Annotated in this window: 9 protein-coding genes and 4 pseudogenes; 9 read left to right on the forward strand and 4 right to left on the reverse strand. The window is 63.7% G+C overall.

All coding sequences use genetic code 11. The features are described 5' to 3' along the window. Positions 1-18: 18 nt before the first annotated feature. From KOI47_RS32770 to KOI47_RS32790, 5 genes are all read left to right on the forward strand, one after another. On the forward strand, positions 19-1,104 hold the full coding sequence (locus tag KOI47_RS32770) for a DNA glycosylase AlkZ-like family protein (protein WP_216210972.1): 1,086 nt from the start codon (positions 19-21) through the stop codon (positions 1,102-1,104). 300 nt (positions 1,105-1,404) lie between these two features. Beyond that, entirely contained in the window at positions 1,405-2,676 is a 1,272-nt protein-coding gene (locus KOI47_RS32775) for an FAD-binding oxidoreductase (protein WP_232376408.1), read from the forward strand. Positions 2,677-2,735: 59 nt separating this feature from the next. After that, positions 2,736-3,794, forward strand: coding sequence for an amino acid--tRNA ligase-related protein (locus tag KOI47_RS32780; protein WP_216210974.1), 1,059 nt, complete (start codon positions 2,736-2,738; stop codon positions 3,792-3,794). 76 nt (positions 3,795-3,870) lie between these two features. Then, positions 3,871-5,160, forward strand: coding sequence for a preATP grasp domain-containing protein (locus KOI47_RS32785; RefSeq protein WP_216210976.1), 1,290 nt, complete (start codon positions 3,871-3,873; stop codon positions 5,158-5,160). Positions 5,161-5,225: 65 nt separating this feature from the next. After that, positions 5,226-6,374, forward strand: coding sequence for an IS630 family transposase (locus KOI47_RS32790; RefSeq protein WP_216210977.1), 1,149 nt, complete (start codon positions 5,226-5,228; stop codon positions 6,372-6,374). Positions 6,375-6,390: 16 nt separating this feature from the next. Here the strand turns inward: KOI47_RS32790 and KOI47_RS32795 are convergent. The 3 genes and pseudogenes from KOI47_RS32795 to KOI47_RS32805 all read right to left on the reverse strand — a co-directional run. Then, positions 6,391-7,248 (reverse strand): annotated as a pseudogene (locus tag KOI47_RS32795) (IS256 family transposase); the annotation flags it as partial. A 112-nt stretch (positions 7,249-7,360) separates the two neighbouring features. Next, positions 7,361-8,824, reverse strand: a complete 1,464-nt coding sequence (gene ltrA, locus KOI47_RS32800) for a group II intron reverse transcriptase/maturase (RefSeq protein WP_216210966.1) — start codon at positions 8,822-8,824, stop codon at positions 7,361-7,363. A gap of 590 nt (positions 8,825-9,414) precedes the next feature. After that, positions 9,415-9,771 (reverse strand): annotated as a pseudogene (locus KOI47_RS32805) (transposase); the annotation flags it as partial. A 286-nt stretch (positions 9,772-10,057) separates the two neighbouring features. Here KOI47_RS32805 and KOI47_RS36635 point away from each other — a divergent pair. Both KOI47_RS36635 and KOI47_RS36025 read left to right on the forward strand, forming a co-directional pair. Further along, positions 10,058-10,240: pseudogene (locus KOI47_RS36635) on the forward strand (IS982 family transposase); the annotation flags it as partial. A gap of 10 nt (positions 10,241-10,250) precedes the next feature. Beyond that, a pseudogene (locus KOI47_RS36025) lies at positions 10,251-10,674 on the forward strand (transposase); the annotation flags it as partial. 63 nt (positions 10,675-10,737) lie between these two features. Here KOI47_RS36025 and KOI47_RS32810 read toward each other — a convergent pair. Continuing rightward, complete coding sequence (locus KOI47_RS32810; protein WP_216210979.1) at positions 10,738-12,057, reverse strand: MFS transporter; 1,320 nt, start codon at positions 12,055-12,057, stop codon at positions 10,738-10,740. Between the two features lie 294 nt (positions 12,058-12,351). Between KOI47_RS32810 and KOI47_RS32815 the strand changes: the two genes are divergently transcribed. Both KOI47_RS32815 and KOI47_RS32820 read left to right on the forward strand, forming a co-directional pair. Beyond that, positions 12,352-13,233 (forward strand): ATP-grasp domain-containing protein, encoded by an 882-nt coding sequence (locus KOI47_RS32815; RefSeq protein ID WP_216210984.1) that lies wholly within the window; start codon positions 12,352-12,354, stop codon positions 13,231-13,233. Between the two features lie 12 nt (positions 13,234-13,245). Beyond that, positions 13,246-14,409 carry a hypothetical protein gene (locus KOI47_RS32820; protein WP_216210987.1) on the forward strand — a complete coding sequence of 388 codons (1,164 nt, stop codon included), beginning with the start codon at positions 13,246-13,248 and terminating at the stop codon, positions 14,407-14,409. Positions 14,410-14,450: the final 41 nt, after the last annotated feature.

Genomic DNA, 14,450 nt, shown 5'->3' on the forward strand with positions numbered 1-14,450 from the left:
GTCGCCTATGCTGATCACATGTCGTCGCTCAAGTGGTTGCGCCGCCACGCAGTCGGCTGGTCATTGCCGCGTAAGCCCGGCCTGCTTGCCGATGTGCTCGCAGAGACGGAGTTTGTCCAGGCTGATCCGATCCGAGCACCGGCCAGGGCCCAGGACCTGATACTGCGACAGCGGGTGCGCGGTTACCGGGTTGGTGACCTCGACCAGTGCTATGCGGAACTCGAGATCGACGAGGATGTGCTCTACGCCTACGGCTACACGGCCCGCCGGCTGCGGCCGTACCTGCATCCGCGGCACGATCGCCACAGCCCCGACGGGGTTTTCCGGCCGTGCGGGCAAGCCGCCGAGATTCTCGAGTTCGTTCGCGAGAGCGGCCTGGCCCATCCCCGCGATGTCCAGGCACACTTCGGTCACCAGAAAGCCACGAACGACTGGGGAGGTACGTCGTCGGCGACTACCATGACGCTCGAACGGCTCCACCACTTCGGTTTCTTGCGCGTCGTCGACCGGGTCGCCGGAGTTCGCCGGTATCAGATCGCTCCCCCGCTGGGCGATCCGCTGGGCCTGGCCCAGCGGCGGCGGGCCTTGGTACTGCGGGTGGCCCGCACGCTCGCACCGGTGACTGAATCAACGCTCGGCAGTGCCGCGAGCCGTCTGGTGTCTTGGCTGCACGCCCCCGACACCCCGCGGCGCGGCATCCGGGTGGTTCGGGAACTGCTGGCGCGAGGCGAGTTGGAGGCAATGACGATCGACGGCGTTCGTTACGTCTGGCCTGCTGACCTGGTGCCCGTGGATGCGGAGCCGCCTGCGCGCGTCCGGTTTCTCGCGCCATTCGATCCGGTGGTGTGGGATCGTAAGCGTTTCGGCCATATTTGGGGCTGGGACTACAGGTTTGAGGCCTACACGCCTGCGGCCAAACGTGTCCTGGGGTACTACGCGATGCCGATGCTGTGGCGCGACAAGGTCATCGGGTGGGCCAACTGCGCTGACATCACCAGCAGTGTCGAGGTGGGTTTTGTCGACGGGGCGCCGAAGGGGGTGGCGTTCGAGAAAGCCTTGGACTCGGAGGTCGGTCGACTCAAAGCGTTCCTCTCTCCAGAGTGACCCTGGCTTGGGCTGGTCCACCGACGCGGTCCATCGGCGCGACGGTGGCGGATCAATACCGACCTAATACCCTGGTCCCCTCTACTGATGCCTATGTCGCGGGGTTGCCACCGTCCTGGTCGATCCGGCGACTCTCTTGTCCGCCTTAGCATTCTCGAGAGAGGGCCAGGGATTCGCTTGTCGTCTGATGTCAGATCGAAGCCGACCGCACCGCTGGCTCGGTTTCGCAGTGTATTTACCGGCATGCTCCTCGCTCCCGGAGACCAGGGCTATGACGCGGCGCGGCGCGTATGGAACGCGATGTTCGATCGCAAGCCTGCGCTGATCGCCCGTTGCCGCACCACCGGCGACGTGCGGGAGGCACTGCGGTACGCAGCCATCGTGAACCTGCCGGTGACGGTGCGAGGCGGTGGCCACAACGTGGCGGGTGCGGCAGTCGCGGATGGAGCACTGCTCATCGATCTCTCGCTGATGCGTGACGTTCGGGTGGACCCCGTCGGCCGGGTAGCGCGGGCGCAAGGAGGTTGTTTGCTCAGCGACCTCGATGCGGCGACGACGGCGCACGACCTGGCCTGCCCCGCTGGGGTCGTGTCGCACACCGGTCTTGGCGGTCTGGTACTCGGTGGGGGATACGGATGGTTGGCCCGGCAATGGGGGCTGACCTGTGATCACTTGATCGCAGCCGAGGTGGTGCTCGCGGACGGTTCCGTCGTTGAAGCGTCGGAGAGCGAACACGAGGACCTCATGTGGGCTCTCCGTGGAGGTGGCGGCAACTTCGGGGTCGTCACCCGCTTCACGCTGCGACTCCGCCCCGTCGGCACGATTCACCATCACACGGCCGTATATCCTGCCGGTGACGCCGTTTCCGTATTGCGGGCCTACCAGACCTTTGCCGAACAGCAGCCGGATGAATCGCATGTCGTTGGGGCGTTCCAGCAGGCGGGCGCGAAGGAGTGGGTTCCAGCCGCTCTGGTCGGCGCTCCGGCACTGTTCCTCACTGCGATCCACACCGACGCTGATCGCAACTGGCCGGACCGGGTCGCGTCGTTCGTCCAGTCGACGGCTCCGGCCGCCGGCTCCTCCCGATCGATGTCCTATCGGGAGCTCCAGTCGATGGCCGATAGGAGCGAACCACACGGGCACCGCTACTTCACCAAGTCCCGTTACCTCACCCGGATCGCCGACCCCGCTGAGGAGCTCACTGAGGCGGCCCTGCGTAGCCCGGCACCGTGGTCGTCTATCGACTTCGAGTACTTACGAGGCGCCATTGTGCGCCCACCGCCTGGTGGTTCCGCCTTTCCCAACCGGGACGCCTCGTATATCTGCACCGTCTCCGCGCACTGGGCGGATCGTCATCGGGACGTGGAGAACATCGAATGGGCGAGGCAGGCGATCGAGCGCCTGGAGCCTTGGCTGGACGCTGGCGCGTACCTCAACTACACCAACCGAGAACCGGGCGAGAACGCGGTATGGATTTACGGGACCGAGCGACACGGCCACCTGGCCAAGGTTAAGAAGCGGTACGATCCGGATAATGTTTTCCGCGGCATTCAGAACATCGATCGCATCTGACCACACACGCACGCCTTCTTCGTCGCGTCCGAAATTGTCTCTCTCTGGGTGGTGGAAATATGGCAGGCCGGAAATCGTTGGATAAAATTTCCCTGAGCGCGCCGCGGACATGGAGCAACGAGAAGGGCGCCTTCCTGAGCGCCCTGAGGTCCCCCTGGTACCAGCTCGTCACTAACCTGGAGGACACGGTACTCGCCGGCACCGTGGACTATGCGCACAGTCGTGGGCTCAGAGCCATGTACCCACCTATGACCACGCGCACGGTTACGTGCCCGTCGGGACTCGGCAGCGACTCCGCGCCCGTTAGGGTGGCTGTTTGCGGAGTGGATACCTACCTTGTCGACTCACTCCAGTTCTCCCTAGAGTATGGGATGCGAATCTTGCCCGGCGGCAGCTTCACGATCATGCCGTCGTTCCGACACGAAGAGCCGGACGGCACGCATCTCGGCCAGTTCTTGCACAGCGAGGCTGAGATCCCAGGCGGACTGGATGAGCTCACCGATTACGTGGAGGGATACGTTCGTCATCTCACGTGGATGATTCTGGACCGGCATGCGGACGACGTGGCCGCGGCGGCATGCGGACTCTCCCATATGGAGCGAATGCTCGAGAGTTCGGATCCCTTTCTCCGGCTCACCTTCGACGACGCGGCCGACCTCCTGCACAACGACTCCCGCTACGTACAGGACGAGGGTGACTGGCGGATTCTCACCCGCGAAGGTGAACGGCGGCTGATGGACACCGTAGGAGAGTTCGTCTGGGTTACCGATCACGACCACCTCTCGGTGCCGTTCTACCAGGCGTTCGCGAATAGCGGCCAGACCAAGGCGGCCAACGCCGACCTACTGTTCGGCATGGGTGAGGTCGTCGGATCTGGCGAGCGGCACGTCAGTGGTGACGAGGTTCGTAAAGCGCTGGCGCTGCACGACGTCCCCGAACGCGACTACGACTGGTACATTCGCATGAAGGACGAGTTCCCCATGCGGACCTCAGGGTTCGGCATGGGCGTCGAACGCTTCCTCATGTGGGTACTCCACCATGATGACATTCGAGACATCCCCGTCATCTCCCGCGTAGCCGAGGACCAGCAGTGGCCGGACAGCGTGCACCGTCCCTGAGCACAACTGTAAGCAACTTCCCGAAAAGAGGATCGACGTGCCGACACTCTTATTTGCTAATCCCAACAGTCGTGCGATGGTTTCTCGCTTGGAGGACATACCGGAAGACGTGCGACCGACGTACGACACAGTCGCTTCTCGTCTACTATGGACTCTAGACAATAGAGACGTCGCCGTCGTCCCGGGACCTGCGGACGCCGAGTTCGTCGACTACGTCAGGCGCGTGCTCGGCTTGACCGGAAGCGGGCCGACCGTGCTGAGCCTGCAGGACTTTGACCGGGCGAGTTGGTATCCGGGCGACAATCCGGAGCTGATCGTCGACCTGAAGCGCCGGATCGGTGCCGAGCAGCCGTGGTCGGTGCGATGTTACCTGCATGACCGGGACGTCGCACACTGGCAACGGCTACTCGGTCTCGAAAGCGAATGGACACCCTACGCCCAGAACATGGCCGAGCTGGTCAACACCAAGTCGGTCTTCCGGACGCTCGCTGAGGCGGAAGGCATTCCGGTGCCGGAAGGTCGTGTGGTCGACCCCGGCGCGGAACTTGTCGACACCGTCACCGATCTACTCAGCCGTACCGGTTCGATCATCCTTAAGGAAGATCGGAACTCGGGCGGCGACGGCAACACCCTCGTCACCACGGATCACGACGTGCGCCACATTGGCGCCTACCACGCGGTGCAGCTTCCGGCGTCCGACTGCGCGAATGTCGCCGCGGCTCTCGATGAGATCGGGTTGGCAAGCCCACCGGCGGCGCCGCGTTTCACGTCTCCGGCGAAGTTCATCTGTGAAGTCTATCACCCTAACGCCCGGACGTTGTCCCCGGAACTCCACATCCCCCGCACCGGCACGCCCGTGCTGCTGAATTACGGGGACATGCGCATGGAGCCGGTGTGGAACGGTTACGTCATCCCACCCCAAGACCTCGCACCCCCACTGCACGCCCGGCTGTGTGCGGTCAGCCAGCAGATCGCCCTCGTCGCCCAGCGCATGGGTTACCAGGGCTTGATAAATATCGACGCCATTGTCACCCCGGCGGGCGAGCTGCTGTTCACCGAGTTCAACGGGCGCGCTGGCGGAGCGACTAACATCGATGTGATCGCCAGGCGGCTGATCGGGCCGGAGTTCATGGACACGCATGTCCTCGTGACGCGCAATGGTATGAAGTCACCTCGGGTGGGAGAAGTCGCCGGACTTCTCGACGACCGTGGGTTGCATTTCGATCGGGCGAAGAGCGCCGGCGTCGTCATCACCACCAACAACGCGGCGCTGGGGACGATCGAGTACGTCGCGTTCGGCAGGGATTGGGCCGAAGCCGAGTCGTACGAGTTGCGGCTGGAGGAGTTGTTGCGCGAGGTGGCCTAAAGATCTTTCGGTAATATGGTGAGTCGTTGTGGGTGATTTGTCTTGTCTGGTAGGATAATCGTGGCGTGTCGACACCTTCACGATCGGGCGGCCAGCGCCAGAAGGCCCGTGCTGGCAGCAAAGTACGTGCTCGCAGGGACTTCGAAGCGCTGCGGGAACGCCGTATGCGGGCGGCGGAGCTGTTTGCCCAGGGCAAGCGGCAGGTCGATGTGATGGTGGAGTTGGAGGTGTCGGCGCAGACCGCGTCGCGATGGCATCGGGACTGGCTGGCCGGGGGGCGCAGGGCGCTGGCCGGTGCTGGGCGTGCCGGACGGTTACCGCGGTTGTCTGACGGGCAGATCGCCGAGGTCGAGGCGGCATTGGAACTCGGGCCGAAGGCGAACGGGTATCCGCCCGATATGTGGACGCTGGCCCGGGTCGCCGAGGTGATCGAGAAGGTCACCGGGGTGCGGTACTCCACCACGCAGACCTGGACGATCCTGCGCGAACGGCTGGGCTGGAGCAGGCAGTGTCTCGCACGGCGTGCCGTCGAACGCGACGACGAGGCCATCGAGCAGTGGGTCAAGACCGAGTGGCCGCGCATAAAAAGGGGCCCGGCACCGCGGGGTCCGGAGCTGCTTCCAGGACGAGTCCGGATTCTCCCTGCTGCCCGCAGTGAGGGCCACGTGGGCGCCCCGCGGGCGACCCACCGGTTCAACTGGACCCGCATGTCCATGTCCGGGACACTGGCGTACCGGCCCGACCGCAGCGAAGCGACGTTGGTGTTCCAGATCAAAGAAGGCAGCTACAACACCGACTCGCTGATCGGCTTCCTCACCGACCTGCACGACCACCTCGACGGCCAACCCGTCACCCTGATCTGGGACGGCCTGCCATCCCACCGCTACAAGGCCATGAAAGCCTGGCTGGCGACCCAACGCCACTGGCTGAGGGTCGAACCCCTGCCCGGCTACGCCCACGACCTCAACCCCATGGAACAGGTCTGGGCAACGTCAAAACCCGCGAACTGGCCAACCTCTGCCCCGACACCATCGACCAAGCCCACAACGCCGCACAGACCGGCCTGGAACGCATCGGCACCAGCTGCCAGCTGTGCTTCAACTTCCTCGACCATACCGGCCTTTCCCTATAACCACCCTCACCCAAATACCGAAAGATCTTTAATGGGAGCTGCCGGGGCCGTCGCAGGGGAGTGTCAGCGATCTTGTGGGTGATGATGTGATCACCTTGTCACTGCTGAACGTCGAGCCGGTCGCCGTAGTGCATGGCGAGTGCGTTCAACGCCTGCTTCCAGCCTACTACCTTTCCAGTGACATTGGAACGGTTCTTGAGTGGATTATTGATCACGAGATAGAGCACTTTGAGCGCGGCCTGATCGTTCGGGAAATGACCGCGCCGCCGGGTAGCTTGCCGAAACCGGGCGTTCAGGCTCTCAATCGCATTCGTCGTGTACACCAGCCTCCGCAACTCGGGCGGATAAGCAAGGAACGGTGTGAACTGTTCCCAACTGTTACGCCACAACCTGACCATCGCCGGATAGCGTTCCCCCCACTCGGCGCAGAACTCGACGAACTGCACCTCGGCGGCCTCCGCAGTGGGCGCGGTGTACATCAGCTTGAGCCGTTTCGTGATCGCCGACCAATACTTCTTCGATGCGTAACGCAGGCTCGCCCGCACCAGGTGTACGACGCACAGCTGGACCTCCGCCTGGGGCCACAACGCGGCGATCGTCTCGGGAAGCCCCTTCAGGCCGTCACAGGCAACGACCAGGACATCCTCGACACCACGGTTCTTGAGGTCAGACAGATGGTTCAGCCAACCCTTGGCCCCTTCGCCGCCGGTACCGACCCACATGCCCAGCACATCCCGCTCACCCGCCAGGGTGATCCCCACCGCGATATAGATCGGCCGGTTCGCTACCACCCCGTCCCGAATCTTGACGTGAATAGCATCGATCAATGGAACTCGCCCGCGATCCAGCGGCCGCGCCTGCCAAGAATTCAGATCATCGACCACCTTATCAGTGATCTTCGAGATCAGCTCACGCGACACCTGGGCATCATAAATATCGGCCAGGTGCGCTTGAAGTCGAGTCGGCCTGGGGCGCAGTTCTGACGTTGCCGTCGGTCTGTTTCCCCAGGCCGCTCGCCGAACCCGCCGTGCGCCTTTCAACGCAACGGGCTCTCCACGGTTTCTGTCGTTAGGCGTGGTTCGTGCAGGGCCACGGGTTGGGGATGCTGCGTCGGCGGTACCGGGTGACCGGTGTCGCCGCGATGTTGCGCAGTTCGATCCCGTCGGCCGCGATCGGCCGCCACCCTGTTGGGGTTCGTAGCCAGCGGTGGACGTCCTTCCATCTCCAGCGCCGTTTGGTCTTGACCCATCGGACGATTCGCCACCAGATGAAGTAGGCAAGCCGGTCGAAGGTGTGCTTGGCCACGGCGTGTCGGAAGTATTCAGCCCAGCCGCGTGTGATCCGATTGATCCGGATCAACACGGCTCGTAGGTCCTGCTGTGATGTCCTGCGCGTCAGGGCACGGATTCTCGCTTTCAGTGATCGGACGGGCCGATCGCCGACGAAAGTGTAGAGCCGCCACTGATCGCGGGTCCCTTTCTTGATTCTCCACCGGATGCGGAAACCCAGGAAATCGAACCCGTCGCGTATGTGCACGATCCGAGTCTTGGTCGGCGACAAACGCAGACCCATCGGAGCGAACACCTGCGCGATTTCCTCGCGCAACGCCACCACGTGGTCCCTGGTGCCGAACACCATGACGACGAAATCGTCCGCATACCGGACGAGTCGCCAGGTCGGCAGACCCAGGCGCCGATGGCGGTGACGCCGGTTTTCTGTCGACATCCAACCCCCTGGCCGCCAGTCGCGGTGCATGTACTCGTCCAGCACCGACAACGCGATATTGGCCAAAAGCGGAGAGAGGATGCCCCCTTGCGGCGTCCCGGTCGGTGTGTCCCGTTCCTCGCCGAGCTCGGTCAGGACCCCGGCCTTGAGGAACGATTTCACCAGCGTAAGCACACGCTTGTCCGTCACCCGTGCCCGCACGCGGTCCATCAGGGCCACGTGGTCGATGGTGTCGAAACAAGCCTCGATGTCGGCATCCAAAACCCATTCGTAGCCGCGGCTCCCGAACAGATGGATATCGGCGATCGCATCATGTGCCCGCCGTTTGGGCCGGAACCCGAACGAGACCGGATGAAAATCAGCCTCAAAAATCGGTTCCAGGACCAGTTTCAGGGCGGCCTGCACAACGCGGTCGATGACAGTAGGAATGCCCAACCTGCGGACTTTCCCCGACCCGACCGGCTTGGGAATCAACCGTTCCCGCACCGGCTGCGGCCGAAACGAACCGTCTTTAACCACGATGCGAATGCCACCCAGAAACTCCAGGGCGCCGATGTCCCGCTCGATCCGGGCGACGGTGACGCCGTCCGAACCAGCAGTACGTGCCCCGGCATTCGATGCGACCCGTTCCCACGCCACACGCAGGGTTGCCGGGTCGTGCACGAGGTTGAACAGGTCATCGAACCGTCGGCCAGGATCGGCCGACGCCCAACGATGAAGCTTGGCCTGCATTTCCGATACCCGACGGAACGACCCGACGTCGGGTTGTTCCAGAGCGCCGCTATTCAACGGCGCATCTTTCGGCAATGCAGCATCCCTTCTTCTCGAAACCGCTGCCGTCCTTCCCCCTGTGACCGGCTTTCCCGGCCTCCGAGTACTACGACGGCTCCGCCCTGCCCGGCGTGTTCAGCAGACGGTGTGCCTATCCCGACGTGCGAGCTGGATGCCCACCAGTCGGGAACCATCACCAGACAGTTCCCGTGTTCACATGCTGATCGCTTGCCGAAGGAGGCATCTGACTTTGTTCCCGCGATATCGCCGTGACTACGCCGCAGACCTTCACCACGGCCTCCCTGCGAAGGTGAGAATCCCCGCTCAGGAGTTCCCTGCCTCATCCAAGAAACGGGTGCGCATCGCGACCGGCCATCCACCAGGTTTCAGCCGGTGACTACTTAGGAAACGTAACACGCCAGTTCCTCGCGTATACCTCTTCGACTCGTTTGCCGGACCCGCACCATCCGGCAGTTCTGGCACGTCCCGGTTTTGTCGGGGCCGCTTGCCACCCTCACCGGCACCTCCCAGTTCGGGCTGCCCCCAACTTCAACAGGCCGCTGCGACGGCCCGCAGGAGAAGGTCTTCCACCTCCTCGCGACACAACAGCGCTTTCACGGCGCACTTTCACCGGTCGTCAGCCCCTTCGCATACAAGGAAATGACCGCATCATCGAACCCCTCGACCCGGCGGGCGTATTTCGGCACGATCTGCGGAGTGAACGTACCCTGCCGGTCCCGAGGCACGTCGATCCGCACATCACCCACATCGGTCCGTACCGTTTTCGACGACGTGCCGTTCCGCTCGTTCACCCCGAACTTCCCGGCAACATCACCCTTCACATAACCCAGATGATCATCAAGCTCGGCGTTCAGCGCCGACTCCAGCACCGTCTTCGTCACCTGCCGCAACAGCCCGTTCGGGCCGACCAGCGACACACCATCCGCACGGGCCTTGTCGATCAACTCCCGGGCAACCCGCACATCAAGATCATCACCAGCGGAGCCCGCACCGGCAGCCGAGCCGGCCGCCCTGTCTTCACCTGTCAACCTAGATCCTTCCCAACCGGAGCGACCGCTCCAGCATGGTCAAGATCACCCACCACCCACAAGATCACGGACAGTCCCCGTCGCCAGGGCAGACTCCCGTCCGGTAGCGGCCAGTGGGTGAGCATTCTCGCCGCCAGGCATCCGATGCCTAGACGGCTAGACGGCTTATTCCAAGGGGTGCGGAGACGGCGACGAGGATGAGGGGGTCCATGATCGTTGTGTGACGAACAACCTGGACACCCTCGCGACCGTACTCTACGTGAAGACCGATGATCTGCTGAAGGAGTCGCCCCAGCTGGTGCCGTGGCGGCCACGGGTGGGTATTGCGCCCGAGCTCACCGGCGCGGAGTCGGTGACGCTGGCAGTGATGCAAGCGTTGCTCGGGTTCACTGAACCGCCCCGGGATCGGTGGAGACTCTGGGATCTACTTGTCCCGACCCGGCCTGGGACAGATCCTGGCGGCCCGGGTCGGTCCTCGGCGAGTTCGGCGACGACGAGCACCCGCTACGCCACCGCCAAGAACCGCAAGAACTACGCTGGCACCCAGCCCTATCATCCGCCAGTCCGACAAGAAGAAGACCGTGCTGGCCCGCTTCATCCACAACGCCCGGCTCGTCGACGCCCTGCACCAGCAGGCCTTCTGCGCCCTCAGCGCCTCACCAGGCGCCCGCGCCTACTCCGACGAACTCCGCCGCCGCATGAATCACCACGCCGCCCTCCGTCAGCTATCCAACCGGCTGGTCGGCATCCTTCACGGCTGCCTCAAAACCGGGTATCACCTACAACGAACACACCGCATGGGCACGCCACAACCAAGATCAACAAACTGCCGCTTGACAAACAAAGCCCATGGGATATCTAAGCCGTCCCACCACAAGCGGCCGGCACGAACACAGTGCTTCACCCGACGTTCACCCGCGGCTCTTTGGGCAGGTCCCGCTGCCGTCGCATCGGACCGGGTACGAGAGTCAACCCGGAGAGCATGAACAGAGCAGCCATGCAGAACAACGTCGCCCGTGGACCGATCACCGTGGCCAGCGCACCGCCCAACAGCGCGCCGACCGGGATCGTGCTGTAGTTGATGACGAGCATGGTCGAGACCACCTTGCCCTGCAGATCGGCCGGGCAGTAGGTCTGGCGGAAGCTGCTTAGGATGATGTTGCCGGACACGACCGACACCAGCATCACCAGCGAGCCAGCGATGAACAGCAGGATTCCCGGCCCCGGGGCAGCAAGCGGAACGAGCAGCGCGGCAGGACCGGCGCACAGTTGCCAGATGAACAGTCCCCGGCCAGTGCCGAAACGGCGGCTTATCGGTTGGGCAGCCAGCGCGCCCAGAATTCCCCCGATGCTGATCGCAGCAAGCGCCAGACCCACGACCACGGGACTGGCGTCGAGCGTCCGGACAAGGAAGACGACCCTGATCGCCTCATAACCGTCGATCGCCAGGTTCGCCAGCGCGCAGTAGAACACGATGGGCCGAAGGTAGGGGTCACTGGCGACGAACCGGAGTCCGACGAGAATCTGCCTGCGAATGGGCAAACGGTCCGCGGCGGGGCGTAGGCGTGGCGCCGACCGCCGAGACCGCAGCAAGCACACGGTCGACACGAGGAAGGTCACGGCGTTGAACAGCAGGCCGACAACTGCTCCTACCCATTGGGCGAGCACACCCGCGACTGTGGGGCCGACGATATCCGCAGCCGACTCGCTGCCTTGCAGCTTGGCGTTTGCCTCGATCAGGTGTTCCTTACCGATTATCTCCGGCAGGTAGACTCGGTAGGCGGTGTTGAAGAAGACCGAAGCAGTGCCAGCGACGACAGCGGCGATCACCAGCCAAGTATAGCTCAGGACGCCGAACCACCAGGCGAGCGGGGCGCTCGCGAACGCCACCACGGACACGAAGTTGCAGGCGACCATGACCGCACGCCGAGGAAGCTGGTCGACCCAGACACCGGCAGGTAGGCCGACGACCAACCATGGCACCCATGACGCTGCGGCCAGCGCCGCGACTTGAAAGGTGCTGGACTGCAGGGTAACCACTGCGATAAGGGGCATGGTGGCAACCGCCACGCTGTTCCCCACAGCGCTCGTGGTTTCTCCGAACCATAGCAGGAAGAATGTCCTGTCGAGCAAGAGCCCCAGCCGCTTCCGGACGGCGCCCGTGGTGCCGGGGACGCCGGAGCCAGCGGATGCCTCGGAAACATCCGTCTCGTTCGTCATGCTGCTCTCCCCAGTCAATGATCTGCGGATCGTCACGTTACTCCGGCCGGCCTCACTCGCCGGCCGGTGACCAGTACAACCAGCCGGACCGTCGACTCGCTATCGCTCCCGCGCGCCCCGGCGCGATACGCGGGACACCGGCGATGGGGTTTGCATACCGGATCGATAGGCGCTGCCTGTTGACTCTTTCTCAGCCGTCCCGGCCGAGGCCAGACGGCATCTCCTGCGGGTTCGAAGGAAGGTGGTCAGTGTGCTGTCTCGTCGCCTGAGCTGCTTCCCGTGCGGGGACCGTTAATGCGCATCGGAGTGCTCGGCTGGGACCGCGAAGAGTCGGAATCGCTCAGCCTCCTCGAACATGGGCTCTACCGAGGGCATGACATGACGCTGTTCACCCTCGACGACGTGGGGTGCCGACCGGGTGGAACCGGTGTCGAACCCTGTGTCGGGCAGATGCCGGTCAGTACGTTCGACCTCATCATGTGCAGGCCGGAGCTCAGGCCCGACCGGATCCAGATCGACTACGAGCGGTTCGCACTACTGTCCGATGTTCCCGGTGTGGTGACGATGGACGCCGCCACACCCTACTTCCTGGTGGAGAACAAGCTGCTCGCGCTGCGCCAGTTGGCCGATGTGGGGTTGCCGATCGCGCCCAGCCTGACCTGCACAACGGTCGCGGAAGTCGCGGACGCTCTTGAGCGTTGGGGACGCGTCGTGCTCAAGCCCTCCTTCGGATATGGCGGGAACGACGTGGAACGTGTCGGTGAGGTGGAAGCGGACCGGCCGGTGATCGACTATCTGCTCGGCAGGTATCGTTTGCTGTTGTGCCAACCTTTCCTGCCGCATCCGGAAGGAGACTTCCGCATCACGGTTGTCGGTGACCGGGCTCCGCTGAACTTCCGACGAGTGCCAGCTTCGGACCACTGGAAGGCCAACACGATGCTCGGCGCGACTGTCCACGAGGCCGAACCTCCCGCCGAGTTGATCGATATGGCGATCGAAGCGGCACGGGCGGTCGGCATCACGGTCGCTGGCCTCGACTTCGTGCCCGACGGCAACGGCTACCGCATTCTGGAGATCAACAACACCCCCGGCTGGTATCTCTCCCGCAAGGAACTGCGGACGCATCTCCTGGACGCCATCTTCCTGGCGGCAGAATCCCATCCCGACCTTCGTTGATGAGGAGTCGTCATGTCTGGACAGTTCATGGCTTCGATGGCAAGCGACGGCACGTACGAGAGCATCGCCGGCGCCGGTGCCGAACCGCCAGTCGTCAACTCGTACGATCACTGGTCCAGCTTGGAGGAGGTGATTGTCGGGGAACCTTCCTTTCTTGCCTACGACGACGACGTAAGCTTCCGGTTGTTCTTCTGCGCCGACCTGGACTCCCCGGTGTCGCCGGGTGTACGGGAGCCGTGGACGGTACCCACCGGCACGTTGGCGGAACGGCAGCTCGCGAAGGAGATGGCGGAAGACCTTGCCGCTTTCGTCGATTTGCTGCAGGAACACGACGTGCGAGTGCGCACACCCGAGACTCGGCCCGATCCGCGGCGCGTGGAGACTCCGGACTGGTGGACGATCGATGGGCATTCCGTCATGCCACGAGACCTACTCCTGGTCGTGGGCGACGAAATCATCGAAACGGCACCGCTCGTTCGCTGCCGGTACCTGGAGGCTGACCTCTACAAGGATCTGCTTATCGAGTATTTTGCCCGTGGGGCGAAATGGACCGTAGCCCCGCACTCCCGGTTACGCCCCGAGAACTTTGACTACACGTACGCGCTGGCCAACGGGTACACCGGCCCGGTACCAGCGAACCCGCGGTACGAGATTATGTTCGACGGCGCGCAGACGGTCCGTATCGGCCGGGATGTGCTGTTCAACTGCTCGACGGAGAACCACCGGCTGGGCATGCGCTGGCTCGCCCGGCACCTCGGCGACAACTACCGGGTGCACGAGATCAACGTGGTCGACAACCATGTCGACACGCGCGTCGTCCCGCTGCGCCCTGGAACCCTGCTGCTGCATCACGATGTGCGACTCTCACAGTTACCCGCGTTTCTCCACGACTGGGACATCATCCGTTACTCCCCGCCGCCTGACCGCCTCGGCCGCGATCTCTACGGTGACCGCCCGGTGCTCTCAGCGCCGTCGCTGGGGATGAACGTTCTGTCGCTCGACGAGGAACGCGTCGTGGTGCAGGAGGATGAAACGGCACTGATGAAGGATCTCGCCAAAGCCGGCTTCAACCCGTTGCCTTGCCGATGGCGGCACGGGCGCATCGTGGGCGGAGGCTTTCATTGCATGACCTTGGACGTGCGCCGCCGCAGTGTCCTTGAGGACTACACCTCCTGAGTCGAGAAGACCTGGACCGTTCCCGGTTGGGTGGACATTGG

The organism is Amycolatopsis aidingensis (assembly GCF_018885265.1).
Taxonomy (GTDB): domain Bacteria; phylum Actinomycetota; class Actinomycetes; order Mycobacteriales; family Pseudonocardiaceae; genus Amycolatopsis; species Amycolatopsis aidingensis.

What these genes read in the sequence shown, in the direction of transcription:
- KOI47_RS32820 (WP_216210987.1), top strand. Translation starts at nt 13,246, where the DNA reads ATGTCTGGACAGTTCATGGCTTCGATGGCAAGCGACGGCACGTACGAG.
- KOI47_RS32770 (WP_216210972.1), top strand. Translation starts at nt 19, where the DNA reads ATGTCGTCGCTCAAGTGGTTGCGCCGCCACGCAGTCGGCTGGTCATTG.
- KOI47_RS32780 (WP_216210974.1), top strand. Translation starts at nt 2,736, where the DNA reads ATGGCAGGCCGGAAATCGTTGGATAAAATTTCCCTGAGCGCGCCGCGG.
- KOI47_RS32815 (WP_216210984.1), top strand. Translation starts at nt 12,352, where the DNA reads ATGCGCATCGGAGTGCTCGGCTGGGACCGCGAAGAGTCGGAATCGCTC.
- KOI47_RS32810 (WP_216210979.1), bottom strand. Translation starts at nt 12,057, where the DNA reads ATGACGAACGAGACGGATGTTTCCGAGGCATCCGCTGGCTCCGGCGTC.
- KOI47_RS32785 (WP_216210976.1), top strand. Translation starts at nt 3,871, where the DNA reads ATGGTTTCTCGCTTGGAGGACATACCGGAAGACGTGCGACCGACGTAC.
- KOI47_RS32775 (WP_232376408.1), top strand. Translation starts at nt 1,405, where the DNA reads ATGTTCGATCGCAAGCCTGCGCTGATCGCCCGTTGCCGCACCACCGGC.